Annotated in this window: 25 protein-coding genes; 11 read left to right on the plus strand and 14 right to left on the minus strand. The window is 66.3% G+C overall.

From position 1 onward, the window contains the following. The first annotated feature begins 234 nt into the window (after positions 1–234). Positions 235–951: a helix-turn-helix transcriptional regulator gene (locus ACP16H_RS09010; RefSeq protein ID WP_425071952.1), complete on the plus strand. Its 717-nt coding sequence runs from the start codon at positions 235–237 to the stop codon at positions 949–951. Between the two features lie 149 nt (positions 952–1100). Here ACP16H_RS09010 and ACP16H_RS09015 read toward each other — a convergent pair whose 3' ends face one another. Next, positions 1101–2120, minus strand: a complete 1020-nt coding sequence (locus ACP16H_RS09015) for an NADP-dependent oxidoreductase (RefSeq protein WP_425071953.1) — start codon at positions 2118–2120, stop codon at positions 1101–1103. 110 nt (positions 2121–2230) lie between these two features. Here ACP16H_RS09015 and ACP16H_RS09020 point away from each other — a divergent pair, with 110 nt between their 5' ends. The 5 genes from ACP16H_RS09020 to ACP16H_RS09040 are packed head-to-tail and all read left to right on the plus strand — an operon-like array spanning position 2231 to position 6946. Next, positions 2231–3859 (plus strand): long-chain-fatty-acid--CoA ligase, encoded by a 1629-nt coding sequence (locus ACP16H_RS09020; protein ID WP_425072009.1) that lies wholly within the window; start codon positions 2231–2233, stop codon positions 3857–3859. Continuing rightward, positions 3849–4301 carry a MaoC family dehydratase gene (locus tag ACP16H_RS09025; RefSeq protein ID WP_425071954.1) on the plus strand — a complete coding sequence of 151 codons (453 nt, stop codon included), beginning with the start codon at positions 3849–3851 and terminating at the stop codon, positions 4299–4301. Before ACP16H_RS09020 ends, ACP16H_RS09025 begins: the two co-directional genes overlap by 11 nt. Before the next feature lie 9 nt (positions 4302–4310). Continuing rightward, positions 4311–5540, plus strand: a complete 1230-nt coding sequence (locus ACP16H_RS09030) for an acyl-CoA dehydrogenase family protein (RefSeq protein WP_425071955.1) — start codon at positions 4311–4313, stop codon at positions 5538–5540. Then, entirely contained in the window at positions 5530–6552 is a 1023-nt protein-coding gene (locus ACP16H_RS09035) for a phosphotransferase family protein (RefSeq protein WP_425071956.1), read from the plus strand. Before ACP16H_RS09030 ends, ACP16H_RS09035 begins: the two co-directional genes overlap by 11 nt. Then, positions 6545–6946, plus strand: coding sequence for a PaaI family thioesterase (locus ACP16H_RS09040; protein ID WP_425071957.1), 402 nt, complete (start codon positions 6545–6547; stop codon positions 6944–6946). Before ACP16H_RS09035 ends, ACP16H_RS09040 begins: the two co-directional genes overlap by 8 nt. Positions 6947–6991: 45 nt before the next feature. Here ACP16H_RS09040 and ACP16H_RS09045 read toward each other — a convergent pair whose 3' ends face one another. The 9 genes from ACP16H_RS09045 to ACP16H_RS09085 form a co-directional block, all read right to left on the minus strand. Then, positions 6992–8194, minus strand: coding sequence for a hypothetical protein (locus ACP16H_RS09045; protein ID WP_425071958.1), 1203 nt, complete (start codon positions 8192–8194; stop codon positions 6992–6994). A gap of 175 nt (positions 8195–8369) precedes the next feature. Beyond that, positions 8370–9017 carry a phosphoglycolate phosphatase gene (gene gph / locus ACP16H_RS09050; protein WP_425071959.1) on the minus strand — a complete coding sequence of 216 codons (648 nt, stop codon included), beginning with the start codon at positions 9015–9017 and terminating at the stop codon, positions 8370–8372. After that, positions 9017–9694 (minus strand): ribulose-phosphate 3-epimerase, encoded by a 678-nt coding sequence (gene rpe, locus ACP16H_RS09055; protein WP_425071960.1) that lies wholly within the window; start codon positions 9692–9694, stop codon positions 9017–9019. The genes gph and rpe overlap by 1 nt, the downstream gene beginning before the upstream one ends. A 32-nt stretch (positions 9695–9726) precedes the next feature. Further along, a complete protein-coding gene (locus ACP16H_RS09060; protein ID WP_425071961.1) occupies positions 9727–10653 on the minus strand; it encodes a 2-hydroxyacid dehydrogenase in 927 nt (308 codons plus the stop codon). 164 nt (positions 10654–10817) lie between these two features. Continuing rightward, on the minus strand, positions 10818–11957 hold the full coding sequence (gene rodA / locus ACP16H_RS09065) for a rod shape-determining protein RodA (RefSeq protein ID WP_425071962.1): 1140 nt from the start codon (positions 11955–11957) through the stop codon (positions 10818–10820). A gap of 208 nt (positions 11958–12165) precedes the next feature. Beyond that, positions 12166–14082, minus strand: coding sequence for a penicillin-binding protein 2 (gene mrdA / locus ACP16H_RS09070; protein ID WP_425071963.1), 1917 nt, complete (start codon positions 14080–14082; stop codon positions 12166–12168). Between the two features lie 19 nt (positions 14083–14101). Continuing rightward, on the minus strand, positions 14102–14641 hold the full coding sequence (locus ACP16H_RS09075) for a rod shape-determining protein MreD (protein WP_425071964.1): 540 nt from the start codon (positions 14639–14641) through the stop codon (positions 14102–14104). Beyond that, the gene (gene mreC, locus ACP16H_RS09080) at positions 14634–15557 is read right to left on the minus strand and encodes a rod shape-determining protein MreC (RefSeq protein WP_425071965.1); all 924 of its coding nucleotides are present in this window, start codon (positions 15555–15557) and stop codon (positions 14634–14636) included. Before mreC ends, ACP16H_RS09075 begins: the two co-directional genes overlap by 8 nt. A gap of 88 nt (positions 15558–15645) precedes the next feature. Then, complete coding sequence (locus tag ACP16H_RS09085; RefSeq protein WP_425071966.1) at positions 15646–16692, minus strand: rod shape-determining protein; 1047 nt, start codon at positions 16690–16692, stop codon at positions 15646–15648. A gap of 243 nt (positions 16693–16935) precedes the next feature. On the opposite strand from ACP16H_RS09085, the gene ACP16H_RS09090 reads away from it, so the two are divergent. Further along, positions 16936–17337, plus strand: coding sequence for a hypothetical protein (locus ACP16H_RS09090; RefSeq protein WP_425071967.1), 402 nt, complete (start codon positions 16936–16938; stop codon positions 17335–17337). Between the two features lie 102 nt (positions 17338–17439). Next, positions 17440–19014: a hypothetical protein gene (locus ACP16H_RS09095; protein WP_425071968.1), complete on the plus strand. Its 1575-nt coding sequence runs from the start codon at positions 17440–17442 to the stop codon at positions 19012–19014. Between the two features lie 96 nt (positions 19015–19110). Here the strand turns inward: ACP16H_RS09095 and ACP16H_RS09100 are convergent, their stop codons facing one another. Beyond that, complete coding sequence (locus tag ACP16H_RS09100; RefSeq protein ID WP_425071969.1) at positions 19111–19563, minus strand: methylated-DNA--[protein]-cysteine S-methyltransferase; 453 nt, start codon at positions 19561–19563, stop codon at positions 19111–19113. Positions 19564–19667: 104 nt separating this feature from the next. On the opposite strand from ACP16H_RS09100, the gene ACP16H_RS09105 reads away from it, so the two are divergent. Together ACP16H_RS09105 and ACP16H_RS09110 are read left to right on the plus strand one after the other, a co-directional pair. Further along, the gene (locus ACP16H_RS09105) at positions 19668–20612 is read left to right on the plus strand and encodes an NAD(P)-dependent oxidoreductase (protein WP_425071970.1); all 945 of its coding nucleotides are present in this window, start codon (positions 19668–19670) and stop codon (positions 20610–20612) included. A 66-nt stretch (positions 20613–20678) separates the two neighbouring features. Further along, positions 20679–21149 (plus strand): hypothetical protein, encoded by a 471-nt coding sequence (locus ACP16H_RS09110; RefSeq protein ID WP_425071971.1) that lies wholly within the window; start codon positions 20679–20681, stop codon positions 21147–21149. Positions 21150–21167: 18 nt separating this feature from the next. Here the strand turns inward: ACP16H_RS09110 and ACP16H_RS09115 are convergent, their stop codons facing one another. From ACP16H_RS09115 to ACP16H_RS09125, 3 genes are all read right to left on the minus strand, one after another. Beyond that, positions 21168–22028: a TadE/TadG family type IV pilus assembly protein gene (locus ACP16H_RS09115; protein ID WP_425071972.1), complete on the minus strand. Its 861-nt coding sequence runs from the start codon at positions 22026–22028 to the stop codon at positions 21168–21170. Between the two features lie 11 nt (positions 22029–22039). Next, entirely contained in the window at positions 22040–22573 is a 534-nt protein-coding gene (locus ACP16H_RS09120; protein WP_425071973.1) for a TadE/TadG family type IV pilus assembly protein, read from the minus strand. A 150-nt stretch (positions 22574–22723) separates the two neighbouring features. Continuing rightward, positions 22724–24565, minus strand: coding sequence for a pilus assembly protein TadG-related protein (locus ACP16H_RS09125; RefSeq protein WP_425071974.1), 1842 nt, complete (start codon positions 24563–24565; stop codon positions 22724–22726). A 353-nt stretch (positions 24566–24918) separates the two neighbouring features. Here ACP16H_RS09125 and ACP16H_RS09130 point away from each other — a divergent pair, with 353 nt between their 5' ends. Then, positions 24919–26340: a Glu/Leu/Phe/Val family dehydrogenase gene (locus tag ACP16H_RS09130; protein WP_425071975.1), complete on the plus strand. Its 1422-nt coding sequence runs from the start codon at positions 24919–24921 to the stop codon at positions 26338–26340. Positions 26341–26367 lie beyond the last annotated feature (27 nt).

Consider the following 26367-nt stretch of genomic DNA (forward strand, 5'->3'; position numbering starts at 1 on the left):
TTCGAGGGGGTCGCCCGGATCCCTCGGAATGCTTTCAGCAGCGGGGACCGGGGTGGGGAAAAGGATGAAATCTGTCGGAGCATACGGCGGGCCTCGTCAATCTTTTCGGCAGTTTAGGTCCCTGTTCCCTTTTGGCCCTCCCCCGATCGGGGGAATGACGGCTTTCCCCAAGGGCGGGTCTTGAACCGCACCGCGGCAGCGTTAACCATTTCCGTCAGGGCAGAAGGAGCGGGCATGGAACAGGCGGCACATATCCTGGGCGCGGCGGCGGCGATTCACCGGGCCACCGGGCGCGCCGAGGTGCTCGACCTCTTTGGCCGGGCCATCGCGCGGCTGGGGCTGGAGCATTACATCTACGCGCTGGAGGACCGGACGGCAGGGCGGTCGGTGCGGCTGAGCAGTCTGGACCTGCCGCCAGTGGCGGGCGAGCAGGGCGACCCGTTCTTCGACTACTGTTGCAACGACTTCCGCATGACGCCCACCGGCGCGGTCTTCGTCGAGGATTATCCCTATCTGCCCGACGCGGCGCGCGCCTTCATCGAGGGCATGGCGCGGTTCGGCATGTCGGGGGGCGTTGCCCTTGCGACGCGGCTGCGGGGCGGGTCGGGGGGCTTGCGCGGCGGGTTCAACCTGTGCGGTCCGCTGACGCGCGCCGAGGTGGAGGCGCGCGTCTTCCCGCATGTGGAGGTGCTGCGCACGCTGTGCCTTGTCACGGACATGGCACTTGTGCCGCATCTCGCGCTGTCAGGTGGCGGGGACCTGCGCAGCACCGTGCTGACGCGGCGCGAGGCCGAGGTGCTGGACCTCATGCGGATCGGCCTGACGCGGCAGGACTGCGCGGCGCGCCTTGGCGTGTCGCACGGCACGGTCTCGACGCATCTGAAATCCGCCTACAGCAAGCTCGGCGCGCGGAACCTGCAAGAGGCCCTGTCGGTGCTGGAAGGCGCCTGAGACGTGCCTTTTAGTCGGGGGCGGGGGGGGGGGGCCGGCCCCCCCCCCCCGGGGGCGGGGCCCCCGGCCCGACCCCCCCCCCCCCCCCACCGGGCCGGTCGGATCGCGCAGCGGTCCGAAACCCCTCCGGTCAAACCTCTGTTCAAACCTCAGGCCAGACGCACCAGCGTCTTGCCCATGTTCCCGCCCGAGAGCATCGAGATGAAGGCCTCGGGCGCGTTCTCCAGCCCCTCGGTCACGTCTTCCAGGTAGGTGATCTCGCCGCTGGCGACCTTCGGCGCGACCTCGGTCAGGAAATCGCGGTAGCCGCCCCAGTGGTCGAAGATGATGAAGCCATTCACCGAAAGGCGTTTCGTCAACATCGAGCGCCAGACCATCGGCAGGCGGTCCGTGTCGCCGTCCACGCCCGAATACCACGCGATCGTGCCGCAGATCGGCACGCGGCCATGGTCGTTCATCAGCGGGATGACCGCCTCCAGCACCTTGCCGCCGACGTTTTCCCAGTAGATGTCGACGCCGTCCGGGCAGGCCTCGGCCAGCGCCTTGCGCAGCGACGAGGCGTCGTCATACGCCCGGTGATCCACCGCCGCGTCAAAGCCGAATTTCTCCCTGGCCAATGCGCACTTGTCTGCCCCGCCCGCGACGGCGACGGTGCGCAGACCGGCGGCCTTGGCCAGCTGGCCGACCATGGCGCCCACCGGGCCGGTGGCGGCGGCGATCACCAGCGTCTCGCCCGCCTTGGGGCGACCGTATTCGCGCAGGCCCGTCCAGGCGGTGAAACCTGGCATCCCCAGCACGCCAAGCGCGGTCGAGGGCGGCAGGCCGTTGTCCCATTTCAGCGCCTCGGTGGCTTTCAGCACCGCGTGGCTGGCCCAGCCGGTCGTCCCCATGACCATGTCGCCCTCGGCGAATCCCTCGGCCTTGGACACCAGCACGCGGCCCACGCCCTGCGCGGTCATGGTATCGCCGATCTCGGTTGCGGCGGCGTAGCTTTTGACCGCGTTCATCCGCCCGCGCATGTAGGGATCGAGCGAAAACACCTCGACCGCCACCAGCATTTCGCCGTCCGCGACCTCGGGGAGGGGGCCGGTTTCAAGGCCAAAGTCCTCGGGAACGGGCGTGCCCTCGGGGCGGCGGGCGAGGGTGATGCGGGTCATCTGGTCGGACATGAAAGTTCCTCTACGTCGCAGTCAGGAAAATCGGTTGCACCGGGCGGCGCATCTTGCGCAGTCTAGAGCCAGACGTGCAGACGGCAAGGGAGGGCCAGATGCAGACCATGATGCAGGGCATGATGATGAACATGCCCCTGAGGATCATCGAGATTCTCGATTACGCTGCCACCGCGCACCCGGGGGGCGAGATCGTCTCGGTCCGGACCGAGGGCGACATGCATCGCCAGAGCTATAGCCAGACCTATGCCCGCGTGGCGCAACTGGCGCACGGGCTGGCGGGGATCGGTGTCCAGCCCGGCGACCGGGTCGCGACGCTGGCATGGAACGGCTATCGCCATTTCGAATTGTACTACGGAATCAGTGGCATGGGGGCGGTCTGTCACACGATCAACCCGCGCCTGTCGGCCGAGCAGATGCTGTATATCATCCAGCACGCGGGCGACCGGGTGCTGTGCGTCGACCTGACCTTTGTCCCCATCATCGAAGCGCTGGCCGACCACCTGCCCGAGGGGCTGACACTGGTGGCCATGACCGACCGCGCCCATATGCCGGAAAGCCGCGTCGCGTTCCTTTGCTACGAGGACCTGCTGGAGGGCGAGCCAGAGACCTACGACTGGCCCTTGGTGGATGAAAACGCCGCCGCCGGGCTGTGTTATACCTCGGGGACGACGGGCCACCCCAAGGGTGCGCTGTATTCCCACCGTTCGACCGTGCTGCACGCGCTGTTCCTTTCCGTGACCCTGCCGAAGTCGCTGCACGAAGGGTCGCGCATCCTGCCGGTGGTGCCGATGTTCCACGTCAATTCCTGGGGGCTGCCCTATGCCGCGCCGCTGGTGGGGGCCTCGCTCATCATGCCGGGGGGCAAGCTGGACGGCGAGTCGGTCTATACCCTGATGGAGCAGGAGGGCGTCACCGCCTCCTGGGGGGTGCCGACCGTCTGGATGGGCCTGCGCGCCGAGGTCGAGAAACGCGGCGCCGTGCCGTCGAAGCTGGAGCAGCTGGTGATCGGCGGGTCGGCCGCGCCGCGCGCCATGATCGAGTTCTTTGAAAAGCAGGGCGTCGACGTCTGCCACGCCTGGGGCATGACCGAGATGTCGCCCGTCGGTACCCACGGCCAGTTGTCCGAGCCGATGAAGGCGCTGCCCTTCGACGCGCAGATGGCGCTGAAGGCCAAGCAGGGGCGGCGGGTGTTCGGCGTCGAGTTGAAGATCAACGACGACGAGGGCCAGCGTCTGCCGCATGACGGCAAGGCGGTGGGCGAGCTGTATGTGCGTGGCAACTCGATCATCTCGGGGTATTTCAACAACCCTGAAGCTTCGGAAAAGGCATTTGATGCAGAGGGTTGGTTTGGCACGGGGGACGTCGCCAGCATCGACGCCGAGGGGTTCCTGTATATCCAGGACCGGTCCAAGGACCTCATCAAGTCGGGCGGGGAATGGATTTCGTCCATTGATCTGGAAAACATCGCCATGGCGCATCCCAAGGTCGCCATGTGCGCCGTGATCGCCGTGCCGCATCCCAAGTGGGAGGAGCGTCCCCTGCTGGTCGTGGTGCCCAAGGACGGCGGGCCGACGCTGGACGAGATCCACGAGATGATGCTGGAACATGTCGCCAAGTGGCAGTTGCCCGACGCCATGGAGTTCGTCGAGGACCTGCCGCTGACCGCCACGGGCAAGGTGTCGAAACTGACCCTGCGCGAACGGTTCGACGGCTACGAGTTGCCTGATGCTGGCTGATGACCTCAGGGGCATGGCCCCCCGCGAAAGCGACTGGTTCACGCTGTCGCCCGCGCGGGTGAAGGCCTTTGCCGATGCCACGGAGGATTGGCAGGACATCCACCTTGATGCGGAATTCGCCTCGGGGACGCCGTTCGGGGGGACCATCGCGCATGGGTTCCTGACGCTGTCGATGCTGTCCGCCATGTCTTATCAGGTGGTCGAGGGGCTGAAGGGCGTGGCGTCCTCGGTCAACTACGGCTTTGACCGCATCCGCTTTGTCTCGCCCGTCAGGGTGGGGCGGCGGGTGCGCGGACGGTTCAGCGTGGCCGGGGTGGACGAGGCACCGGAGGATTCAGATGCGCGCTGGCTGGACGTGCATTGGGAGGTCGAGGTGGAAATCGAGGGAGAGGCACGGCCTGCCCTTGTGGCCAGCTGGATCACGCGGTTTTACACGGAATAGGAGAGGGTCATGGACCTTGGAATGACCGAGCGGGTGAAGCCGCTGATCGACGCGGTGCGCCGCATGATCGAGGACGAGATCGCGCCGCTGGACGCCGAGTTTCACGCCGAGGTAGGCAAACACCCGAAGGGGCGTTTCTTTCATACCAACAGGCAGTTGGAGATCCTCGACGGGCTGAAGGCCAAGGCGCGGGAACGCGGGTTGTGGAACTTCTGGCTGACGGAGTCGGATCGCGGCTATGGCCTGACGACCGTCGAATATGCCTATCTCGCCGAGGAGATGGGCAAGGTGCATATCGCCGCCGAGGTCTTCAACTGCAACGCGCCCGACACCGGCAACATGGAGGTGCTGGAACGCTACGGCGAGGACTGGATGAAGGAACGCTGGCTGACGCGGCTGTTGGCTGGCGAGATCCGGTCGGCCTATGTCATGACGGAGCCGGGGGTGGCGTCCTCCGACGCGGCGCAGCTGGCGTTTTCGGCGGTGAAGGACGGCGACGACTTTGTCCTGAACGGCGAGAAATGGTGGATCAGTGGCGCGGGCGATCCGCGCTGTGGGCTGTACATCCTGATGGCCTGCACCGACCCGGACGCGGCGAAACACGCGCGGCACACGATGTTCGTCATGGACCCCGACACGCCCGGGATCGAGGTGCTGCGGCCCATGACGGTCTTTGGCGCGGACGACGCGCCGCATGGGCATATGCACATCCGGTTCACCGATGTTCGGGTGCCGGCAAAGAACATCGTGCTGGGCTACGGGCGCGGGTTCGAGGTGGCGCAGGGGCGGCTTGGACCGGGGCGCATCCACCACTGCATGCGGGCCATCGGGCAGGCTGAGAAGGCGCTGGAGATGATGTGCCGCCGGGGTCTGGCGCGCGAGGCTTTCGGCAAGCAGATCAGCGAGTTGGGGGCAAATTACGACATCATCGCCAATGCCCGGATGGAAATCGAGATGGCGCGGCTTCTGTGCCTGAAGGCCGCGTGGATGATGGACACTGCGGGCGTGCGCGCCGCGCAGCCGTGGATTTCCAAGATCAAGGTGGTCGCGCCCCTGATGGCCGGGAAGGTCATCGACGAGGCGATGCAGCTGCATGGCGCGGCGGGGATTTCGCAGGACTTCGACCTTGCGAACATGTGGACGCATGTGCGCACCTTGCGCTTTGCCGACGGGCCGGACGCGGTGCATCGGCGGCAGGTGGCCCGTGCGGAATTGAAGAAGTATCGCAATGACGGATGAGGAACTGGCGCGCGTCGCGGCGTGGATGAAGGTCCATGTCGAGGGTTTCGAAGGGCCGTTGATGGCCGAGAAGTTCTCGGTCGGGCAGTCCAATCCAACGTATCTGTTGCGCGGGGCGTCGGGGACCTATGTGCTGCGCCGCCAGCCCCCCGGTGTGCTGCTGAAATCGGCCCATGCGGTGGATCGCGAATATCGCGTGCAGAAGGCCCTGGCCGGGAGCGGGGTGCCGGTGCCGCGGATGCTGGCGCTCTGCGAGGATGACGCCGTATTGGGCGTGAAGTTCTACGTCATGAGCCATGTCTCGGGGCGCAATCTGGTGGACCCGAGCCTGCCGGGAGAGGTGCCCGAGGGGCGGACAGCGATCTTCGGTGAAATGGCCCGCGTGCTGGCGGCGATCCATGACGTCGATGTGGAGGCCGTGGGCCTCGGCGACTTCGGCGCGCCGGGGTCGTACTACGAACGGCAACTGGGCCGCTGGACGAAGCAGTACCGCGCCAGCGCGACCGAAGAACAGCCGGGCATGGATGCCTTGATCGGCTGGCTGGAGGAGAACCTGCCCGCCGACGACGGCCAGCGGACGCTGGTGCACGGGGATTACCGCATCGACAACATGCTGTTTTCCGAGGTCGGGCCAGAGTGCCTGGCGGTGCTGGACTGGGAGCTGTCGACGCTGGGCCATCCCTATGCCGACCTCGCCGGGGTCATCATGCAGTGGCAGTTGCCGCCCGGGGCCGAGGGGCGTGGGCTGGCGGGGGTCGACCGGGCCGCGCTGGGCCTGCCCACGGATCAGGACTTCATCGCTGATTACTGCGCGCGGCGGGGCATCGCGCCGCCGGAGGGCTTCGGCTTCTACGTGGCCTTTGCGTTCTTCCGGATGGCGGCGATCTTGCAAGGGGTTAAGAAGCGCGCGCTGGACGGCAATGCGGCCAACCCGGAAAAGGGTTTGAAGCTGGGCGCTTACGTGCCGCGCTTCGCGGAGTTGGGGCTGGAGGCCCGGCACCGCTATGGATGAGCGTTTCCGCGAAGAGCCATATCCCTTTCAGGCGCATCTGGGGATGCGGGTGGAGGACTGGGGGCCAGACCTCTGCGTGATCGAACTGCCCGTCGATCACCACCTGATGAACCGCCATATGAACGTGCATGGCGGGGTCTACGCATCCTTGCTGGACACCTGCATGGGCTACGCCGGGTGCTGGACCGGTGACCCGGAGCGGGTGCAGCTGTGCCTGACGCTGTCTCTGAACGTGCAGTATATCTCGCGCCCCAAGGGGGTGTTGCTGACCGGGACCGGGCGGCGCACCGGGGGCGGCAAGGGCACCTTCTTTGCCGAGGCCGAGATCAGCGACGAGACCGGCGAACTGGTGGCCAAGGGGACCGGGGTGTTCAAGTACCGCCGGTCCGCCTGAGACTGAGGGGAAGTCGGGGTATAACCCCGACCTGCGCGAGACGGCTCAGGTCAGGGATACCAGGATCAGGGTTAGCTTCATCAGCAGGGCTGCGTAGATCTGTGCGACGATGACTGTGGCGACGGCGAAGCCCAGCGCATTTGCCTTGCGGTACGGCGCGAAGAGCGTGTGCAGGCCCTGCCTGTCGAGCTCGCCCGTCGTGGTCTCCAGCTTGTGGAGGAAGGACTTCATCGCGGGGGTCGCGTTGGCGATGGCATCGCCCAATCCGCGCAGCAGGAAGTTCAGCGCGGGGATCAGGGGCGCGGAGCAGGCGATGGCGAGGGTGATCAGGGCGCCGGGCGTGTGGTTGCGGAAGGGCGCCGTGATGTCCGTCTCGCCCACCACCGCATCGGGCACCACGTAGGGCAGCAGGGCGAGCGTCAGCAGCGGCGCGGCGATGGCGCAGAGCAGGCCGGCGACGATCGCAACGGCATGTCCGGCCAGGATGAGCAGGGGTTCGGGATCGTACCACTTCACGGTTGCAAGCACCTCGACCGCGATGGTCCAGGCGACCCAGGTCATGACAGCGATCACGAGGATCGCGACCAGGATGGCCCGCAACGAGGGAGATTGGTTGAACAGGATGCCGAAGGCGATCGCAAGAAGGCCGATGACCGCGATAGGGAGGACCCGACCTCGCGTCTGCGGCACGAGCAACAGAAGTGGCGCGGTGAACAGTATGAGGCCGTGGTCTCCGAAAATCTGCTTGTGGCCAAAGAAGAAAACCAGGAAGGCCAAGGAATAGAGGTTGTTGCGCAGTTGGTCTTCGGAGGGGGGCAGGATGCCTTCCCACTCGATCGCCCCGGCGTACAGTACGAAGCCGAGCATGCAGCCAATTGTCACCAGCGTTTGCGGCAGGCGGGCGGCGAAGGACAGGTTGTCCGTGAAGTAATTCCACCCGCCGTAGCCGGGGATGTCCCAGATCAGCCAGCCGAGGCAGAGCGCTGTCGTGACGAACAGTCCGGACAGGCCAAGCGCCCAGGCCACGGGCTTCAGATCGAAAGGTGCCTCGCGGCGGTAGCGATAGCTGTGTCGCGACACCGCGTCGAGGTTGTAATGGGCCAGTGCGTTGATGCCACGGACCATGAAGAGGCCCTTCATTTTTGGCCTCAAGGTATCGTCGAGGGCGAGCCTGAGCAGGGCGAACCTGGGCAGGCTGGCGAGCCAGGCGATCAGCGCGGCGGTCAGGAGCGTGGCGAATACGAGCATGATGGTTACCTTTGGCACGGGGGGCTTTGGCACAGGGGTTTTGACCTGCGGGCTTTGTGCTTTGGTAACCATGGTTTAGGGCGCGATTTTGACGCGATTGGGGTGATTGGTTGGGCTTGGTCGCGAAGGGGGCGATGCGATCCGGTTGCCGCCAGACCTGCACACCCTCAGGCCATCAGCAGAGGCGGGCGACGATGTCCGGAAGGGCGTCCCAGTGAGAGAACTGCGCCACGTGGGGCAGGGCCTCGGGCGGGGATTTGCGGTAGCCCTCGGTGTAGAGGACAAAGCGGATGCCTGCGGCCTGTGCGGTTTCGCAATCGGTTTCGCTGTCGCCGATATAAAGGGCCTGCGCGGGGTCGGAGCCGTCGAGGGCGGCGAACAGCATCTGGGGCGCGGGTTTGCGGGTTTCGAGGCTGTCTCCGCCGAGGACCACGTCGAAATAGGAGGTGAGGCCGATGTCGCGCAGGGCGGTTTCGGTCGCGGCGAAGGGCTTGTTCGTGCAGAGCGTCAGGCGGTGGCCCGCGGCCTTCAGCGCGTCGAGCGCGGCGAGGGCGCCGGGGTAGAGCTGCGAGGGATCGCTGGGCGTGTGCACGTAATGCACCATGGTGCGGTCGTAGAGCGCCTGCTGTAGCGCGGCGTCCGCGCCGATATGGGCCAGCACCCGTTCACACAGGATCGGCAGGCCGCGCCCGACAAAGCCGGGGGTCTCCTGCACCGTGATGGTGGGCAAGTCCAGCTCCGCCAGCGCCAAAGCGACGGCGTGGTGGATATGCGGCACGCTGTCGATCAGCGTGCCGTCGAGGTCGAAGGCGATGGTGGTCATCACGCGAGGGAGGCGCGGATGGCGCGCATGTTCTCGCCGTAGGGGGCGGGGTTGTCGACCGAGCCGCCCTTGAATACGGCGCTGCCCGCGACCAGCACGTCCGCCCCGGCGTTCACCACCAGCGGCGCGGTTTCGGGCGTGACGCCGCCGTCGATCTGGATGTGGATCTCGCGGTCGCCGATCCAGTCGCGGATGGTGCGGACCTTCTGGGTCATGTCGATGAACTTCTGCCCGCCAAAGCCCGGGTTCACGGTCATCACCAGCACCATGTCGGCCAGCGGCAGCAGGTCGCGCACGGCCTCGGCCGGGGTGCCGGGGTTGAGCGCGATGCCGGCCTGCATGCCGGCCGCCTTGATCGCCTGAAGCGTGCGGTGCGGGTGTGGCCCGGCCTCCACATGGGCCGTCAGCATGTCGGCCCCGGCGTCGGCGTAGGCGTCGATGTAGGCATCCACCGGCGCGATCATCAGGTGCACGTCCATGAAGGTCTTCACGTGCTTGCGGAAGGCTTTGACGGCGGGCGGGCCGAAGGTGAGGTTCGGCACGAAATGCCCGTCCATCACATCGACATGGATCCAGTCCGCGCCTTCCTTCTCGACGGCCTGAATTTCGCGCCCGAAGTCGGCGAAATCGGCGGAAAGGATGGAGGGGGCGATTTTTACCGAGCGGTCGAAGGCCATGGGGATGCTCCTGCGTGGGTCTGGAAAGCCGTTTAGTAGCCGGACGCCCGGTCCACAAGGTGGTGGAGTGTCTCGCCCCGCTCGGCCCGCGCGATATTGGCGGCAATGACGCGGGCGGCGCTGTCGGGCCGGGTGGTCGAGGCGATATGCGGCGTGACGGTGACACGCGGATGGGACCAGAAGGGGTGGTCGCGGGGCAGCGGCTCGGTTCGGAAGGTGTCGAGCGTGGCGTGGCCGATGTTGGCGTCGAGCGCCGCCAGCAGGGCGTCATCGTCGATCAGCGGGCCGCGACCTGGGTTGAGGATCACCGCGCCCGGCGCCGGGAGCGCGAGGGTCTCGGCGTTCAGGGTATTGGCGGTGGCGGGCGTGTCCGGCAGCAGCAGGATGACGATCTGGGCGCCGGTGAGCGCCTCGCGCAGGCCGTCCGCGCCGTGGGTTGTGCGGAAGGGCAGGGACTTGGGCGAGCGCGACCAGCCGGTGACGGGGAAACCCAATTGGCCGAGCGCCGCGGCGCAGGCCTGCCCCAGCGCGCCCATGCCCAGGATCGTCACGGGGCGGTCTTTGGACAAGGGCGGCGGGGTGTCGTCCCAGGTGCGGTCGGGGTTCACGATATGCGCATCCATGCCCAGATGATGGCGCAGGGTATGTCCGGTGACCCATTCCACCATGCCCTGCGTCAGGCCCTCGTCGTCGACCATGCGGGTGAGGGGGACGGTGAGGGTGTCGTTCTTCACCACCCTCTCGACCCCGGCCCAGAGGTTCATCACGGCCTTGAGCCTTGTGAAGGGGCTGAAATCCTGCACCGTCGAGTTGGGGGCATAGATCATGTAGTCGACCCCTTCGGGCGGCAGATCGGTGGCCAGCGTGTAGTCGAGACCTTGGGCGTCGAGGGCCGTGCGCAGGTGGGTTTCGTAGTCCGCCCAGGCTTCGGTGAGGGCGGCGAAGAGGATATTGGGCATGGCGTGTCCTTGGTCGGCAGAGGGGGGGGGCGCTGCCCCCCGTCGCGTGCCGCGACTCCCCCCGGAGATATTTGGACCAAGAAGAAGCAGCAGGGGAGCAGGGGCGCAACCCCTTGGGGGATTTATCGCGGTCCGACTATCGGGGCAAGATTACCGCGGCCCGTTTACCTGGGTCTGTGGACATGCGCGCTTTGGACCAGGCCAAAGGCGAGCATGAGCACCAGCATGGCCGAGCCACCGTATGAAACCAGCGGCAGCGGCACGCCGACCACCGGGGCGAGGCCCATGACCATGGACATGTTCACCGCGTAGAACAGGAAGAACGTCAGCCCGATGCCAAGGATCAGAAGCGAGGAAAACCGGTCCCGGTTCTGGATCGCCGCCGAGATGCAGAAAACGAGGATCAGAACGTAAAGCACCAGCAGCGAGACCCCACCGACAAAGCCGAATTCCTCGGCCAGCGTGTTGAAGATGAAGTCGGTGTGCTTTTCCGGCAGGAAGTTCAGGCGGCTTTGCGTGCCCTGCATGAAGCCGCGCCCGGTCCAGCCGCCCGAGCCCATGGCGATCTTGGCCTGCGTGATGTGGTAGCCCGCACCCAGCGGATCGGAGGAGGGATCGAGGAAGGTGTCGATACGGCGGAACTGGTAGTCCTTGATGAGCTGCCAGTCGGTGCCGCGGCTTTCGAACACGGCGTAGATGACGCCCACCCCGGCGCTGATCACGGTGGCGAAGTAGAGCCAGTGCACGCCCGCAAGGAACATCATCAATCCGCCCGCGATCATCAGCAGCAGCGCGGTGCCAAGGTCCGGCTGCATCAGCACCAGCGCGGTTGGCGCGAGGATGATGACAATGGGCAGCAGCACCCAGAGTGGGCGCGAGGTCTTGGACAGAGGCAGCCAGTCGTAATAGGCGGCCAGCAGCACCACGAGGGCGATCTTCATCAGCTCGGAGGGTTGCAGGCGCATGAAGCCGAGGTCGATCCAGCGCTGCGCCCCCATGCCGATGGCACCGAAGAGTTCCACCAGAACAAGCAGGAAGAAGGCCAAGGCATAGAACACCAGGGCCATGTTGCGCCAGAACCAGATCGGCACCATGCCGATGACGAACATCACTGCCAGCCCAAGGGCGTAGCGTTTCATCTGCGGCTCGGCCCAGGGGTTCCAGGACCCGCCCGCGACGGAGTAGAGCATCAGGAACCCGATCCCCGCCACCGACGACAGCAGCAGCACGAGCGGCCAGTTCAGGTGCAGCACCTTGCGCCAGCCCGTGGGAACCGTCTTGACGTTATACTCGAGATAGGTCACGTGGCGCGCCCTCTCACCTTCATCTTGATACAAATACCGCGGGGGAGTCGTCCGGTACGGACGACGGGGGCAGAGCCCCCCAGGACCAGGATGTGCGCCCGAAGGGCGCGCCGCCGGATACCTTCCGCGCGCCGCAGGCGCGCGGATCGACGCGCGTCAGCGCGGCGAAACCCCGGCGCAGCCGGGCGGGGTGTTGCGGGCCGGAGCATCATGCGCGGCTCGAATTCTCGGTCTGGCGCGCGACTTTCTCGCGGGCAAGACGCTCCTGCTGGGCCTTGATGCGCGCGCGGTCCTTGGAGGGGTAGGCCTCCAGCGGCGGATCGCCCTTGTACAGCGCCTGAAGGGCGATGTCGCGGGCGATGGGGGCGGCGGTCTTGGACCCGCCGACGCCATGCTCCACCACGATGGACACGGCCACGGTCGGATTGTCGAAGGGGGCAAAACAGACAAAAAGCGCGTGGTCGCGGTCCTCCCAGGGGTCCGCCTCGGAGGTGATGCGCGACACGACCTGCGCCGTGCCGGTCTTGCCCGCCATACGCATGCCGTCGGCGATGATGCGCGAGCCGTAGGCGGTGCCGCGGCGGTTGTTCATCACCTCGTACATGCCGCGGCGCACCTGGATCAGGTGGTTGGGGTTCAGACCCAGATCCTCGCCGCCCATGTGCGGCGTCTCGATGCCGTCGATCGACCGCACCAGCCGGGGCGAGACCGACCGACCGGTGGCCACGCGCGCCGTCATCACCGCCAGTTGCAGCGGCGAGGTCAGGACAAAGCCCTGGCCGATGGCGGCGTTCACGCTGTCGCCAATGACCCATTCCGCCCCGCGCTCGCGCAGCTTCCATTCCTTGTCCGGCACCAGCCCCGAGGTCACGGCGGACATGGGCAGCGGATGCGGCTGGCCGAGGCCGAGCTTGCGCGCCATGGCGGCGATGCGCTCGATCCCGACCTTCAGCGCGAGCTCGTAGTAATAGACGTCGCAGGAGTGTTGCAGCGAGCCGGTCAGGTCCACGCGTCCATGCCCCGAGCGCTTCCAGCATCGGAACGACCGTGAGCCGACCTCGAAGCTGCCCGAGCAATAGGAGGTGTCATCAGGCGTGATCAGCCCGGCGTCCAGCGCCGCCAGCGCGGTGACCATCTTGAAGGTGGACCCCGGCGGGTAGGCGTCCTGCACGGTCTTCGACGCCAGCGGGCGGTGGTCGTTGGTGTTGAGCGCGTTGAAATCGGTGTGGGAAATCCCGCGCACAAAGAGGTTCGGATCATAGGACGGCGCCGAGCCGATGGCGAGGATGTCGCCCTTTTCCAGGTCGAGCACCACCGCCGAGGCGCTCTCGGACCCGAGCCGCGCCAGAACGTAGTCCTGAAGGTCCGTGTCCACGGTCAGCTGGATGTCCGAGCCCGAGGTCCCCTCGCGCCGGTCGAGTTCGCGCATGACGCGGCCCACGGCGTTGACCTCGACCCGCTTGGTCCCGGCCTGGCCGCGCAGCATTTCCTCGTGCTTGGCCTCGACGCCGACCTTGCCCACCTGAAAGCGCGGGATGCGCAGCAGGGGTGGCGGGTCCTCGTAGCGCGACAGGTCGCGTTCGGACACCGGGCCGACGTAGCCCGCCACATGGGCATACAGTTCCCGCTGCGGGTAGAGGCGCGACAGGCCGACCTCGGTGGTGACACCGGGCAGGGCGGGCGCGTTTACGGCCACGCGCGAGATGTCCTCCCAGCTGACACGCTCGGCGATGGTGACGGGGAAGAAGGGCGGCGTGCGCTCCATCTCGGCCAGCGCGCGGTTGAGGTCGTTTTCGTCCAGTTCGACCAATTGGCCAAGCCGCCCGATGACCTCGGCCACGTCGCCCGCGTCCTCGCGGGTCAGCGTGATGCGGTAGGTCGGTTCATTGTCGGCGATCACCACGCCGTTGCGGTCAAAGATCCGCCCGCGCGCCGGGGGCAGCAGCCGGATGTTGATGCGGTTTTCCTCGGCCAGCAGGCGGAATTCGTCGGCCTGGTCCACCTGCATATGATGCATCCGGAAGGCCAGCGTCGAGGCGACGGACAGTTGCAACCCGCCAAGGATCAGCCCGCGCCGCGTGATGCGGCGGGCGGAATCGGCGGTCTCGCGGGGGCTGCGTCTCATGTCGGTGTCCTGAATGCGGTCAGAGGCTGCGTCCGGTGTGGTCGTATTCGCCCGGTGCCGAGCGGCGCACCCCGAAGGCGAGGTACGACACGGCGGTCACGAGCGGGTAGACGGCGACGGTCATACCATATTGCATCAGCGTCAACGACAGCATTCCGGGCGAGATGATCAAGATTGCGAGAGTAAGCTGGTACAGGACCGTGATCGTCAGCAGGGATGCGCCGAACACGAGCCATTCCGCGACAAAGGTGTTCTCGCGGATGTGGCGGCCTCGGGATTTCAGGAACTCCGAGGCCAGCAGCACCAGCAGCGCCCAAAGCGCGGGCGGGCGCTGGAACAGCAGGTCGGCCAGCAGCATCACCAGTGCGATCGACAGCGCGGGCACGTAATCGGGACGGCGCAGGCACCAGGCGAGCGTCAGCGCGGTCAGCACATCCGGTCCGGCGATGCGCGAGGGCGTCAGTTGCAGGGGCAGGAGATGCGCGAACATCAGCAGCAGCGCCACCAGCGGATAGAGCGCGCGCATGGTCCAGAGGCGGGCGGGGCTGTTCTCAGCCATCGGTGGGCAGCTCTTCGGGGAGCTGTTCCTCGGGCGGGAGGCCTGCGTCGGGGAGGTCCTCGGGCAGAATCAGGCCAGAGGGATTCGCCACCCGGCGCGCGCCGTGGTCGCGCAGCACACGGAGGAATTCCAGCCGTTCGTAATCCGCCGACAGCCGCACGCGCAGACGGCCACCGGGATCTTCGGCCACCTGGCCGATCAGCAGGCCCGGCGGAAACACCTCGCCGTCGCCGGAGGTGACGATGCGGTCTCCGGGGCGCACGAGGTCGGGGTTCTCGAGGAAGTCGATGGGCGGCGCGGCGGTGTTGTCGCCGACGATCAGCGCGCGCTGGCCGGAGGGCTGGATCTCGGCGGGAATGCGCGAGGTGGCGTCGGTCAGCAGGATCACGCGGGCGGTGTTGCGCCCCACGCCCGACACGCGCCCCACGAGGCCGATGCCATCCATGGTGGCCCAGCCGTCCACGATGCCATCGCGCGAGCCCACGTTGATGAGGACCGACTGGCGGAAGGGCGAGCCGGAATCGGCCAGCACCACGGCGGTGATATAGGTCAGGCGCGGGTCGAGCCGCACGTTGTTGAGGTCGCGCAGGCGGGCGTTTTCCTGCTCCAGCTGCAGCGCGGCCTCTTTCCAGGCGGTCATCTGGCGCAGCTCGCGGCGCAGTTCGTCGTTCTGCTGGGCGAGGCGCTGGTAGCTTTGGAAGTCACGCACCAGCCGGATGGAGCCGGTGACCGGCGCCATGGCCCAGTCCATGTTGGGCACCACGCGGTCGATCACCTGCGCGCGGAACCGTTCGACGCGCGGGCTGTCGATGCGCCAGATCAGGAAGATGGCGAGCAGGAAGAGGACGAGGATCGCCAGAAGCAGGCGCTTCAGCGGGCCGGTGAAATCGTCGTTGTTTGTGCGGTCGCTGGCCATGGGTCAGGTTACCGAAGCCTTGTTGCGGGTCGCAAGTGGGGGGTGGGGGCGATTTTTCGGTGAAAAATCGTATCCTGCCCCCATGAGGTCAGCTGTCGTAGTCGATGGCGTGACGCAGCTGCTTTTCGTATTCCAGCGCCTTGCCGGTGCCGAGCGCCACGCAGTTCAGCGATTCGTCGGCGATGGACACGGCGAGGCCGGTCTGTTCGCGCAGCGCGAGGTCGAGATCGCCCAGCAGCGCACCGCCCCCCGTCAGCATCACGCCACGGTCGACGATGTCGGCGGCGAGGTCCGGCGGCGTCGCTTCGAGCGCCTGCATGACCGCGTCGCAGATGGCCTGCACGGGTTCCGCCAGCGCCTCGGCGATCTGCGCCTGGCTGATCTCGGTTTCCTTCGGCACGCCGTTCAGCAGGTCGCGGCCCCGGATCTGCATCGACGAGCCGCGCCCGTCGTCGGGCATCCGCGCCGTGCCGATGGAGGTCTTGATCCGTTCGGCGGTGGATTCACCGACCAGCAGGTTCTGCTGGCGGCGCAGGTAGTTGATGATGGCCTCGTCCATGCGGTCGCCACCGACGCGCACCGAACGGGCATAAACGATGTCGCCAAGGGACAGCACGGCCACCTCGGTGGTGCCGCCGCCGATGTCGACGACCATGTTGCCGGTCGGGTCGGTGATCGGCATGCCCGCGCCGATGGCCGCCGCGATGGGTTCAGCGATCAGGCCGGCCTTGCGCGCGCCCGCGGACAGAACCGACTGGCGGATGGCGCGTTTTTCAACGGGGGTTGCGCCATGGGGGACGCAGACGATGATCTTCGGCTTGGAAAACGTCGAGCGGCGGTGCACCTTGCGGATGAATTCCTTGATCATCGCTTCGGCGGTGTCGAAGTCGGCGATCACGCCTTCGCGCATCGGGCGGATGGCCTCGATGGAGCCGGGGGTGCGGCCCAGCATTAGCTTGGCGTCTTCGCCCACGGCGAGGACTTTCTTCACCCCGTCCTTGATATGGTAGGCCACCACGGAGGGCTCCGACAGGACGACGCCCTTTCCCTTCACGTAGACCAGCGTGTTCGCGGTCCCGAGGTCGATGGCCATGTCCGAAGAGAACATGCCAAGGAGTCTGTCCATGCCAAACATAAGTACTGCCTCATTGCGCGTGGGATGCGCACCAATTGCCTGAAGAGCCCGCGACTCCCGGAGTGCTGACAGCGGCCCTTATAGGCAGGTGGTGCGGGTTGCGAAAGGGGGCGGCGCGGGCAAATCAGCGGGGAATCGCCGCAGGGCTGTCCCCGCTGTGGATGTCCCGCGTTGCGCGGTTTCGTTTGACAGGGGCGGGGCGGGGTCGCAGGCTGGCCGGATATTTCAGGGAGGGATTGTCGGATGGTGCGGATTTTTGCGCTGGTCGCCGGGATTTGCGGCCTGGCTCAGGGGGCTGCGGCGGACAGCTGCTGGACCCACAACGGCTCCGTCATGCGGCTGACGGCGGCGGGGGCGCAGCGGACATTCCTGTATGAGCAGCCGCGATCGGGGCTGTGGGAGGTGGGCGTCAGCCCCGGAACATGGCTGTTCTCGGGGCAGAAACAGGGCGAGTGGTACACGGGGGTTGCGCGCGTCTTTTCCGGCGGTGGCTGCGCGCCGCTGCAGTACGAGGTCTCCGGCCCGGTGTTGCAGAACCCGCTGCGGATCGAGATGCGCGGGCGGCGCGAGGTCTACCGCAACTGCGCGCCGACGGGTCAATGGCGCGAGGACGTGCTGGTCTTCAGCTACATGTCCAGCTGCTAAGGCGCGATTAATCACGAATTGCCCGTTTTGGCCCGAGGTCTGCCACGGTTTTGCCAAGCTGGTGGTGCAACCCTTGCGTGATTCAGTGTGAGGGTGCCCGTCATGAAGTACGTCCTGACCTTTCTGGCCTTCGTTGGTTTCGGACTCTTGGTCCTTGTGGCGGATTTCGTCGAACACGCGTCGGCGGAGACGGGCGAGCCTTATGCCGTGGCCTGGCAAAAGCGGCTGGGGATGCTGGACGGTAATGACGAAAGCGACGCCGAGGGTGCGGCGCGGCCGTCCGAGGTGGCCCGGGGGCCGAAGCGGTTCCTGCCAGAGGCTCCGGCGGGCTGGACGCGTCGCGCCTGGGTGCCCGACGACGGGCTTCGACTGAAAGGCTCCATCGGTGCCGAGGAAGAGCGCCAGGCCATGCAATATTTCACCGGCGCGGGCACGGTCGTGCGCAACGTGAAGGGCGATGATGCGGTTTTCAACGACATGCGGCAGAAGTTCGTCTGGATGTACGAGCAGGGACCCGCGCTGGTGGAGATGTCCGCGATCCCGGTCTTGGGTGCGCAGACGGGGATGTTCAGCGCGCCTGCGATGGATGCTGTTGCCAACACGATGCGACAGGGCGAGCAGGGAGAGGCCTACATGGTCGTGCAGGGCGTTCCTTGGACGCGTCAGGGCCGCTACCGCATCAGCATGGCACAAACTCGTCCGGAGGATCAGCCGGAGTGGGTGTTGACGGCGACCGTCGGCGATGTGGCGCTGTACCTGCGTACGCAGGCGTTGCCCGAGGTCGTCATCCGGACCTTCCTCGAAAGCATCGACTACGACGGGCTGAATGCCTCCTTCGATCAGCCCGTGGACGGCATCGGAAGCGCGGCCCCCTTGCTGCCGCTGGGCGCGGAAGAAGCGAGCGGGAACAAGACGCTGGGGGCCGAGCGGGCAAAGAGCGCCGCGCGCACCGACGCGGCCAACGAGAGCTTTGCCCGGCAGGGGAAGGCGCTGATGGCCATGGCCGATGCCACCCCGCAGGGCATCGCCGCCGCGCGGGCCAAAGAGCAGAAGTTCGCGGAGATGGGCTTTCCCGACCGTTCGTTGTCGGGGGACATGCGCGTCATGGGGCTGGATGAAATCGCGGCCCGTTACGAGCAGCTTGGCGATCAGGACGTCCAGAGGTTCGGCATGGTCCGGGCAGAGTTGCAGGTCAGCCTTGGGTTGCAGGGCGCGGATATGGAACTGGCCTATGACGGCCTGTGGCCGGGGGCCGAGGCGGATGCGGCGAGATACGCCGCCGGGCAGATGGCGCAGGGCGAGCCGGGCTATGCCGTGCGCGAGGCGGAGGCGGTCGAAGGCCTGCCCACGGGCAGTTGCCTTCAGGTCCGGTCGGGGCATGTGTTCTGCGGTATCCTCGCGGAGCGGCTGCGCTTCAGTCACGCCAACCAGCGGAGCAACAAGGACATCACCTGGCAGGAGCAGCGCGAGCGGCTGCTGAACGGGACGCAGTCTGCGGCGGTGTCCCCCGCATCGCCGGAGGGCACGCGTGCCGCGCCGGTGCAGAAGGCCGAACTGGACGCGCCTGCCGCCCCGGTCCCGCGGGCAGAAATCAAGGTCAACCGTTTCGGCCAGAAGGGGCGTGTCAGCGCCAGCGGCTGCGGCGGTGGCAGCTTTTGCAAGGTCGGCGGGAACTGACCCGCGTCGCGATGACAGGCGGCTTCGCGCCTGTGCGCGCAGGGGCCCGGATCACAGGTGCCCGGACCACATGTGCCCGGACCACAGGCCCCCGGATCAGATGAGCAGGCCCGCCGCGCCCTCGTGGCGCAGCAGCCAGACCTTGGTTTCTATCCCGCCCGTACCGGAAAAACCGCCCAGACCGTTCGAGCCGAGCACCCGGTGGCAGGGGACGACTAGCGGCAAAGGGTTGCCGCCACAGCCCTTGCCCGCGGCCTGCGCCGAGACGTTCAGCGCCTTTGCCATCTCCGCGTAGGTGACGGTGTCGCCGAAGGGAATGCTGGCGATATAGGCGCAGGCCGCCTGCTGAAACGCGCTGCCCGGCGCGCGCCACGGCAGGTCAAAGGTCCTGAGCGCCCCGTCGTGATAGGCGCGGACCTGGGCTGCGGCCTCTTGCAGGAGCGGCGTGCGGTCGCTGCCGCCGCTGCGCCACCCGCAGGCGATCAGGACGCCATCCGCTTCGGTCAGCGCAAAGGGGCCGTTGGGCGTGTCGACGGTGATCTCGGGCATGGCGGTTCCTTTCCGGGCCAGGGTGGCACGCGGATGTCGCAATTGGAATGGACCCCTGCCGCCGGACGCGCGAGGCTGCGCCCGGACGGACAGGGAGGACCGACATGACCACGGGTTTCATTGGACTGGGCGCGGTGGGCGGCAAGCTGGCGGGCAACCTGCTGGCCAATGGCGAGGCGCTGATGGTGCACGACCTCGACGCGGCGCGCGTGGCGGAGTTCGTCGCGCGTGGCGCGACAGGGGCCAGCGATGCGGCGGCGGTGATGCGGGCCTGCGACGTGGTCATCACCTCGTTGCCCAGCCCGGCGGCCTCCGAGGCGGTGCTGGCCGCCATGCTGCCCGAGATGGGACCGGGCAAGACCTGGGTCGAGATGTCCACCACCGATCCCGAGGTGATCGTGGCGCAGGCGCAGCGGGTGGCCGCGACCGGCGGGCAGGCGGTCGAGGCGCCGGTGTCGGGCGGCTGCCACCGGGCGGCGACGGGCAATATCTCGATCTTCGTGGGCGGTGCGCGGGCCGAGTTCGAGGCCGTGCTGCCGCTGCTGACCATTCTCGGTCGCCAGATCCTGCACACCGGCGAGATCGGCACCGCGTCGCGGTTGAAGGTCATGACCAACTACCTTGCCACCGCGAACCTGCTGACGCTGTGCGAGGCGCTGGCCACCATGTCCGCCGCCGGGCTGGACATGGCGACGACCTATGAGGCGATCCGCATCTCCTCGGGCAATTCCTTTGTGCACGAGACCGAAAGCCAGCTGATCCTGTCCGGCAACCGCGACGTGGATTTCACCATCGACCTCGTGTTGAAGGACATCGGCCTGTTCCAGTCGCTGGCCGAGGCGCATGGCGTGCCGCTGGAAATCTCGCCGCTGATGATCCGCATGATGCAGAACGGCGCGGCGCGGTTCGGGATGCGCGGGCAGTCCGACCGCATGATCGAACGGCTGGAGACCGCCTGCGGGCTGGACGTCACCGCGCCCGGTTTCCCGACCGAACTGGTGGATGACCAGCCGCCCGCCCTCGGGGCAGAGGTCGTGCCGCGCCGTTGACGCTTTCCCACGGGGCGAGTTGTCGGTAACAGGGGGCGCAGACCCAGGGCGACAAAGGACATCAGCATGGCAGAGCACTTGGCACAGATCACCGCATCGCCGCCCCGGCGGGTGATGGGAGTAGGGGCGATGCTGCTGTTGGGGGCGCTGCTGATCTACGTCGCCATGGCCAAACCGCCCGAGATGCTGGTCTGGCAGGTGTTCCTGCTGGTGATCGGGGGCTTTGCGCTGTGGTTCTCGATCCAGATGTGGCAGGCGACGGGGCATGTGCTGACCCTGACCGAAGACGCCCTGACGGACAGCGACGGCACGGTGATCGCGCGCCTGGACGAGATCGAGAAGGTGGACCGCTCGCCTTTTGCCATGAAGCCGTCGAACGGTTTTGTCATCTTTCTCAAGGAACCAGCCCCGCGCGCGTGGCGTCCGGGACTGTGGTGGCGGATGGGCCGCCGGGTCGCCATTGGCGGCGTGACCTCTGGCGCGGCGACCAAGCCTGTTGCCGACATGATGGCTGCGCGGCTGACCCAGGAGACCTGAGCCAGCCGACGCGGGACCTCAGAACAGGCCGCCGATGAAGCTCACGACGCTGGTCACGGTGTTCACGACCGCGCCGACAAGGCTGGTGCTGCCGCTGGTGGAGCCACCGTCCGTGGAACCACCGTCCGCATCGGACTTGGAGCTCGTCTGGCCCGTGGTTCCCTGTGTCGGGTCGGCTTGGGTGCTGCCGGACGTGGACCCGCCAGAGGTCGAGCCGCCCGACGTCGAACCGTTTCCGCCCGCATTCGAGCTGCCGGAGCCGGTGGAGCTCGGGTCTGCCGTCGCGATCTGAGCCGCTGCCGGGATGCTGTCCATGTCGAACACCACCTGCGGCGCGTAACGCGGGCTGGTGAAGCTGTAGGTCGTGATCTCGAAGCTGCCGAGACCCACGTCGAAGGTCGGGTGCCAGTCTTCCCAGGTTTCGACGATGACCAGCTGTTCGTTGTTCATGCCCGGGGGCAGGCGGGACTGGTAGGCATCCATGTCCGTATCGTCCAGCGCGGCGCTGGACGACCCCATGGCGTCACCGCGCTGCTGCGACCAGACCACGGACCATTTTCGGGTGTCGGAGTCGAATTGCACCACGGCAATGCGCATGTCGGTGGTCGCGGCGTTCGACACGGTCATGTTGGTCAGCAGCTTGAAGGCGCTGTCCACGTAGGTGGAGTCGATCATCTCGGTCTCGCGAGAGACCATGTCGCCGATCACGTAGTTGGCCTTCTGGTTGACGCTTTGCTGGTGGAAGGCATCGAAGTAGGTCCAGCCCACCCCGAACAGCCACAGCATCGCGGGCAGGACGATGATCGATTCAACCGAAACGTAGCCGTCGGTGTCCCTGGAGAACCGGTTCAGCGGGGCTTTGATAAACTTGGTCAACATGGCAAACGTCCTCAGCTCGGTTCGTTTACGAAGGCGGTGGTGGAGACCAGCGCGGCGTAGCCCGAGGAATCCTTGCCCAGGCTGGCGTTGAAGCCGCTGATCGCGGTCGCCGGCCGGAACTTGAAGCAGGCGCGCAGGAACATCATCTGTCCGCCGCCGCCCATGGTGAACTGGCGCTGCGGGGTCAGCGGCTGCGCCGCATCGGTGCAGTCGACCATCGCGGGCGGTTCGACCCAGGCGTTCATGTCCATCGGGATCATCTCGAGACGCAGGTTCTCGGTGCAATCGGGCAGGATACGCGCCTTCTCGCAGATCGATTCCTTCATCTGCTGGTGGTTGGTCGGGCCGATGCCGATCTTCACCTCGCGCATGGTCTGATCCAGCGCCTTTTCCAGCATGGTGTGGCGGGCGGTCAGCGTTCCCAGTTCGATCGAGGAGACGATCAGCAACAGGAACACCGGCATCCACAGGGCGACGGAGGGGGCCATGGTGCCGTCTTCGCTGGCGACGTGATGGCGCAGTCTGGGCAGAAGGAAGCGGGTCATTGTCGTGGCCTTTGGTAAGGGTAACTCGGTCCGGTGCCGCGGCATCGGTTGGGTACAGGTCTTTTCGGTGGGGCCGCGCCGGCGGGGGACAGGCGGCGCGGGTCGTCAGATGTGGTGCCGGTTCAGTCGGTCAGGTTCATTCAGTCAGGCTCATTCGGTCAGGCGCAGTTCGACCAGCATGTCCGAGATCGAGCTGAAGGTGTCGACCAGCTCGCTGCCGGTCACGTCAAAGAAATGGGCCGGGGAGGAGGCGCAGTCGCCCATGGCGGTCAGGCCGCGTTCGGGGGCTTCGACGCCGATGGAGTAGACGACGATGCCCTTTGCCTTGGCGGCGCCGCAGATGCGGGACAGGCGGTTGTCTGCCATGTCGCCGTTCACCTTTTCCTCCCACGAGTAGTAGGCGTCGTAGTAGGCCTGGTAGGGGATCTTGTTGTCGACGTAGGCCTGCCACATCCAGATGTTGGCGTAGTACGAGGTCTTGACCGTGCCGAAGAGTTCCATCCAGTTCAGGCGCACCGGCGGGTAGTTGGCGCAGTCGGTGCCCGTGGCCGCCGCCGTTTCCGCCAGGGCCGCGTAATCGATCGAGGTCATGCCCTCGACCAGCGTCGACTGGCTGGAATTCGCGCCTGCGCCCTTGTAGCTGGAACAGGTCTGCTTGGTCGTCTCGTCGTCGCCGTTGACCACGGCCACCCCGTTCACCAGCGGCGCCGCACCATTCAGGACCCAGCTGTAGGGGCCGCTTTGATAGCGCGGTGTGTTGCCGGTGGCATGGGGCCAATAGAACACGTCGCTGGTGTCGCCGGGGTTGTCGATCACGCGGATCGACCAGCGGTCATCACCCGTGCCGGGCGTGCCGTGATCGTCGACCCAGACGTTCGACAGGTTGGCCGGGTCCTTCATGTATTCCCGGAGGTCGAACTGCTGCGTGTTCTCGCCGTCGGTCATGACCACGACATATTTCTGCGTGTTCGCGCCGAATTCCGCCGGGCGGTACTGCGCCGAGGTGGGGGCAAGGTTTTTGTCGGACAGGTCCGCGACCACTTCCTGTGCCGACGGGTCGAGCAGGCTGACGCCCCACTTCATCCCGAGGTCGATGGCGGTGTTGCCCTCTGCGACAAGGCTCTCGATGAAGGTGTTCAGGAACGCCGGGTCGGCACTGTGCGCGATGATGTTCGAGGTCGTGCCGGTGGAGCACCACGGCTGTGCCACGAACATCTGGTCCTCGTAATAGGGATCGAAGTGCGAGATCTGGCCCAGACGGTCGTTCGCAGGGTCGAAGGTCGTCGAGTCAAAGGCCGCGTCGTCGAAGGTGCCGCAGGTGGAGAAGGTATGCTCCATCTCCATGGCGTAGCGGGCGGCCAGTTCCGGGCCCATGTTCACGGTCGCGTTGTAGGGGATGATCGACACGGTCACGCGGCTGTTGTCGCCGCCGTCGCCCAGCACGGTGTTGACGAAGTTCTTCGCCGCAGTTTTCAGCTGTTCGAGCTTGGCGCCCTGCATGGAGCCGGAGACGTCCAGCACCAGCGAAATCTCGGTCGGTGCCACGGCGTTCTCGGCGGTGGCGAGACCGTCGATGTTCAGGCCCGTCACCCCGATCAGCGGCAGGAAGCTGGAGGAGATCGTCCCCTTGCCCACGGCGGTCACACGCTTCGACCCGGAGACCACGTCCGGGTCCACGTCGTCCAGGAACCCTTCGAGGTTCATCGCCTTGAAGTAGTCGTTCACCACGGTCGTGGGGTCGCGGGTGTTGTTCAGGTTCGCGGCGGCCAGAACAGCGCGGTCCAGCGTGTGCTGCACCTTGTTGCGGTCGCGTTCGGCGTTCATCATGTCGATGCCGATGCCGCCGAAGATCATCATGATGAGCGACCCCACGAGGGCAACGTAGGACATGTTGCCCGACTGGTCGCCCCAGAAGCGGCCAAGCCAGCCACCGGTCACGGACCGGGCGGCAGGAGCGATGCGGGCCTTCGTCTGGGTCTTGAACATGGTCATATCGGCACCTTGTCAACAGCGGCACACCGGGGCGATTCTCTGCCCGATGCAACAATTGGGATGCCCTTTTTATGCCCTTTCAAAGTGGCCGAATTTGGGCACTTTAAAACGCAATTAGATCGAATTTTTCAGGAATTTTGGCACAAATACCCCGGGGCCTGATCCATTGTTTCGATGGTCTGGACAGAGGCGTTGCACCACGCTGACAGGGGCGGAAACTGATTCACCTATTGCGGCGAATTGTGGGGCGGGCATTCTTGCCGGTCCGTCCTATAACCCTTGGTAACGCCACCATGCGACCACGCGCACTACCCCATAGGGATAGTGCCGCGCGTTCAGACGAAGAGGGAAAGATGGCCGAGCCGACATTCCGCGAAAGCGTGGACCTGATGTACAATCGCGCTGTTGCGCTGATGGATCTGCCGCCCGGGCTGGAGGAAAAGATCCGTGTCTGCAATTCCACTTACACGGTGCGCTTTGGCGTTCGGCTGCGCGGGCGCATCCAGACCTTCACCGGATATCGGTCCGTGCATTCCGAACATATGGAGCCGGTCAAGGGCGGCATCCGTTTCTCGCTGGGCGTCAATCAGGACGAGGTCGAGGCGCTTGCGGCGCTGATGACCTATAAATGTGCGCTGGTCGAGGCGCCCTTTGGCGGATCGAAAGGCGGGCTGTGCATCGACCCGCGCTGCTACGACGAAGAGGAACTGGAACGCATCACCCGCCGCTTTGCCTACGAGCTGATAAAGCGCGACCTGATCTCGCCCTCGCAGAACGTGCCTGCGCCGGACATGGGCACCTCGGAGCGTGAAATGGCGTGGATCGCCGACCAATACGCCCGGATGCACACCACCGACATCAACGCATGGGCCTGCGTCACCGGCAAGCCGGAGACCTTCGGCGGGATCATGGGGCGGCGCGAGGCGACGGGGCGGGGCGTGCAGTATGCCCTGCGCGAATTCTTTCGCCATGGCGAGGACAAGGCCGAGGCCGGCCTGTCCGGTGATCTCGACGGCAAGACGGTCATCATCCAGGGCCTGGGCAACGTGGGCTATCACGCGGCAAAGTTCCTCAGCGAGGAAGACGGTGCCCGCATCATCGGCATCATCGAGCATGACGGCGCGCTGTTTGACCCGGAGGGGTTGAACGTCGAGGCGGTGCACGACTGGATCACCCGGCACGGCGGCGTGTCCGGCTATCACGAGGCCAATACCGTGGCCGATGGCGAGAAGGTGCTGGAAGAAGCTTGCGACATCCTTATCCCCGCCGCCACCGAGGGGGTCATCACCACCGACAATTCCGACCGGCTGAACGCGCGTCTCATCATCGAGGCCGCCAACGGCCCGATAACCGCCGGGGCCGATGACATCCTGCGGCGGCGCGGCGTGGTCATCATTCCCGACCTCTATGCCAATGCGGGCGGGGTGACGGTGTCTTACTTCGAATGGGTGAAGAACCTCAGCCACATCCGCTTTGGCCGGATGCAGCGGCGGCAGGAAGAGGCGCGGCACACGCTGATCGTCAAGGAACTGGAGCGGCTCGATCAGGCGATGGGGGCGACGTGGTCCTTGTCCCCGGGGTTCAAGGATCGCTACCTGCGCGGCGCGGACGAGCTGGAACTGGTGCGTTCGGGGCTGGATGACACCATGCGCATCGCCTACCAGTCCATGCGCGAGGTCTGGCAGTCGCGCGAGGATGTCACCGACCTGCGCACCGCCGCCTACATGGTCGCCATTGACCGCGTGGCCAAGACCTACCGCGCCAAGGGCATCTGAGCAGCGGGACCGATCGGGAGGGGGAAC

Origin of the sequence: Sagittula sp. S175, from assembly GCF_049800975.1 — a bacterium.
Taxonomy (GTDB): Bacteria; Pseudomonadota; Alphaproteobacteria; order Rhodobacterales; family Rhodobacteraceae; genus Sagittula.

What these genes read in the sequence shown, in the direction of transcription:
- ACP16H_RS09010 (WP_425071952.1), top strand. Translation starts at nt 235, where the DNA reads ATGGAACAGGCGGCACATATCCTGGGCGCGGCGGCGGCGATTCACCGG.
- ACP16H_RS09015 (WP_425071953.1), bottom strand. Translation starts at nt 2,120, where the DNA reads ATGTCCGACCAGATGACCCGCATCACCCTCGCCCGCCGCCCCGAGGGC.
- ACP16H_RS09020 (WP_425072009.1), top strand. Translation starts at nt 2,231, where the DNA reads ATGCAGGGCATGATGATGAACATGCCCCTGAGGATCATCGAGATTCTC.
- ACP16H_RS09025 (WP_425071954.1), top strand. Translation starts at nt 3,849, where the DNA reads ATGCTGGCTGATGACCTCAGGGGCATGGCCCCCCGCGAAAGCGACTGG.
- ACP16H_RS09030 (WP_425071955.1), top strand. Translation starts at nt 4,311, where the DNA reads ATGGACCTTGGAATGACCGAGCGGGTGAAGCCGCTGATCGACGCGGTG.
- ACP16H_RS09035 (WP_425071956.1), top strand. Translation starts at nt 5,530, where the DNA reads ATGACGGATGAGGAACTGGCGCGCGTCGCGGCGTGGATGAAGGTCCAT.
- ACP16H_RS09040 (WP_425071957.1), top strand. Translation starts at nt 6,545, where the DNA reads ATGGATGAGCGTTTCCGCGAAGAGCCATATCCCTTTCAGGCGCATCTG.
- ACP16H_RS09045 (WP_425071958.1), bottom strand. Translation starts at nt 8,194, where the DNA reads ATGCTCGTATTCGCCACGCTCCTGACCGCCGCGCTGATCGCCTGGCTC.
- gph (WP_425071959.1), bottom strand. Translation starts at nt 9,017, where the DNA reads ATGACCACCATCGCCTTCGACCTCGACGGCACGCTGATCGACAGCGTG.
- rpe (WP_425071960.1), bottom strand. Translation starts at nt 9,694, where the DNA reads ATGGCCTTCGACCGCTCGGTAAAAATCGCCCCCTCCATCCTTTCCGCC.
- ACP16H_RS09060 (WP_425071961.1), bottom strand. Translation starts at nt 10,653, where the DNA reads ATGCCCAATATCCTCTTCGCCGCCCTCACCGAAGCCTGGGCGGACTAC.
- mrdA (WP_425071963.1), bottom strand. Translation starts at nt 14,082, where the DNA reads ATGAGACGCAGCCCCCGCGAGACCGCCGATTCCGCCCGCCGCATCACG.
- ACP16H_RS09075 (WP_425071964.1), bottom strand. Translation starts at nt 14,641, where the DNA reads ATGGCTGAGAACAGCCCCGCCCGCCTCTGGACCATGCGCGCGCTCTAT.
- mreC (WP_425071965.1), bottom strand. Translation starts at nt 15,557, where the DNA reads ATGGCCAGCGACCGCACAAACAACGACGATTTCACCGGCCCGCTGAAG.
- ACP16H_RS09085 (WP_425071966.1), bottom strand. Translation starts at nt 16,692, where the DNA reads ATGTTTGGCATGGACAGACTCCTTGGCATGTTCTCTTCGGACATGGCC.
- ACP16H_RS09090 (WP_425071967.1), top strand. Translation starts at nt 16,936, where the DNA reads ATGGTGCGGATTTTTGCGCTGGTCGCCGGGATTTGCGGCCTGGCTCAG.
- ACP16H_RS09095 (WP_425071968.1), top strand. Translation starts at nt 17,440, where the DNA reads ATGAAGTACGTCCTGACCTTTCTGGCCTTCGTTGGTTTCGGACTCTTG.
- ACP16H_RS09100 (WP_425071969.1), bottom strand. Translation starts at nt 19,563, where the DNA reads ATGCCCGAGATCACCGTCGACACGCCCAACGGCCCCTTTGCGCTGACC.
- ACP16H_RS09105 (WP_425071970.1), top strand. Translation starts at nt 19,668, where the DNA reads ATGACCACGGGTTTCATTGGACTGGGCGCGGTGGGCGGCAAGCTGGCG.
- ACP16H_RS09110 (WP_425071971.1), top strand. Translation starts at nt 20,679, where the DNA reads ATGGCAGAGCACTTGGCACAGATCACCGCATCGCCGCCCCGGCGGGTG.
- ACP16H_RS09115 (WP_425071972.1), bottom strand. Translation starts at nt 22,028, where the DNA reads ATGTTGACCAAGTTTATCAAAGCCCCGCTGAACCGGTTCTCCAGGGAC.
- ACP16H_RS09120 (WP_425071973.1), bottom strand. Translation starts at nt 22,573, where the DNA reads ATGACCCGCTTCCTTCTGCCCAGACTGCGCCATCACGTCGCCAGCGAA.
- ACP16H_RS09125 (WP_425071974.1), bottom strand. Translation starts at nt 24,565, where the DNA reads ATGACCATGTTCAAGACCCAGACGAAGGCCCGCATCGCTCCTGCCGCC.
- ACP16H_RS09130 (WP_425071975.1), top strand. Translation starts at nt 24,919, where the DNA reads ATGGCCGAGCCGACATTCCGCGAAAGCGTGGACCTGATGTACAATCGC.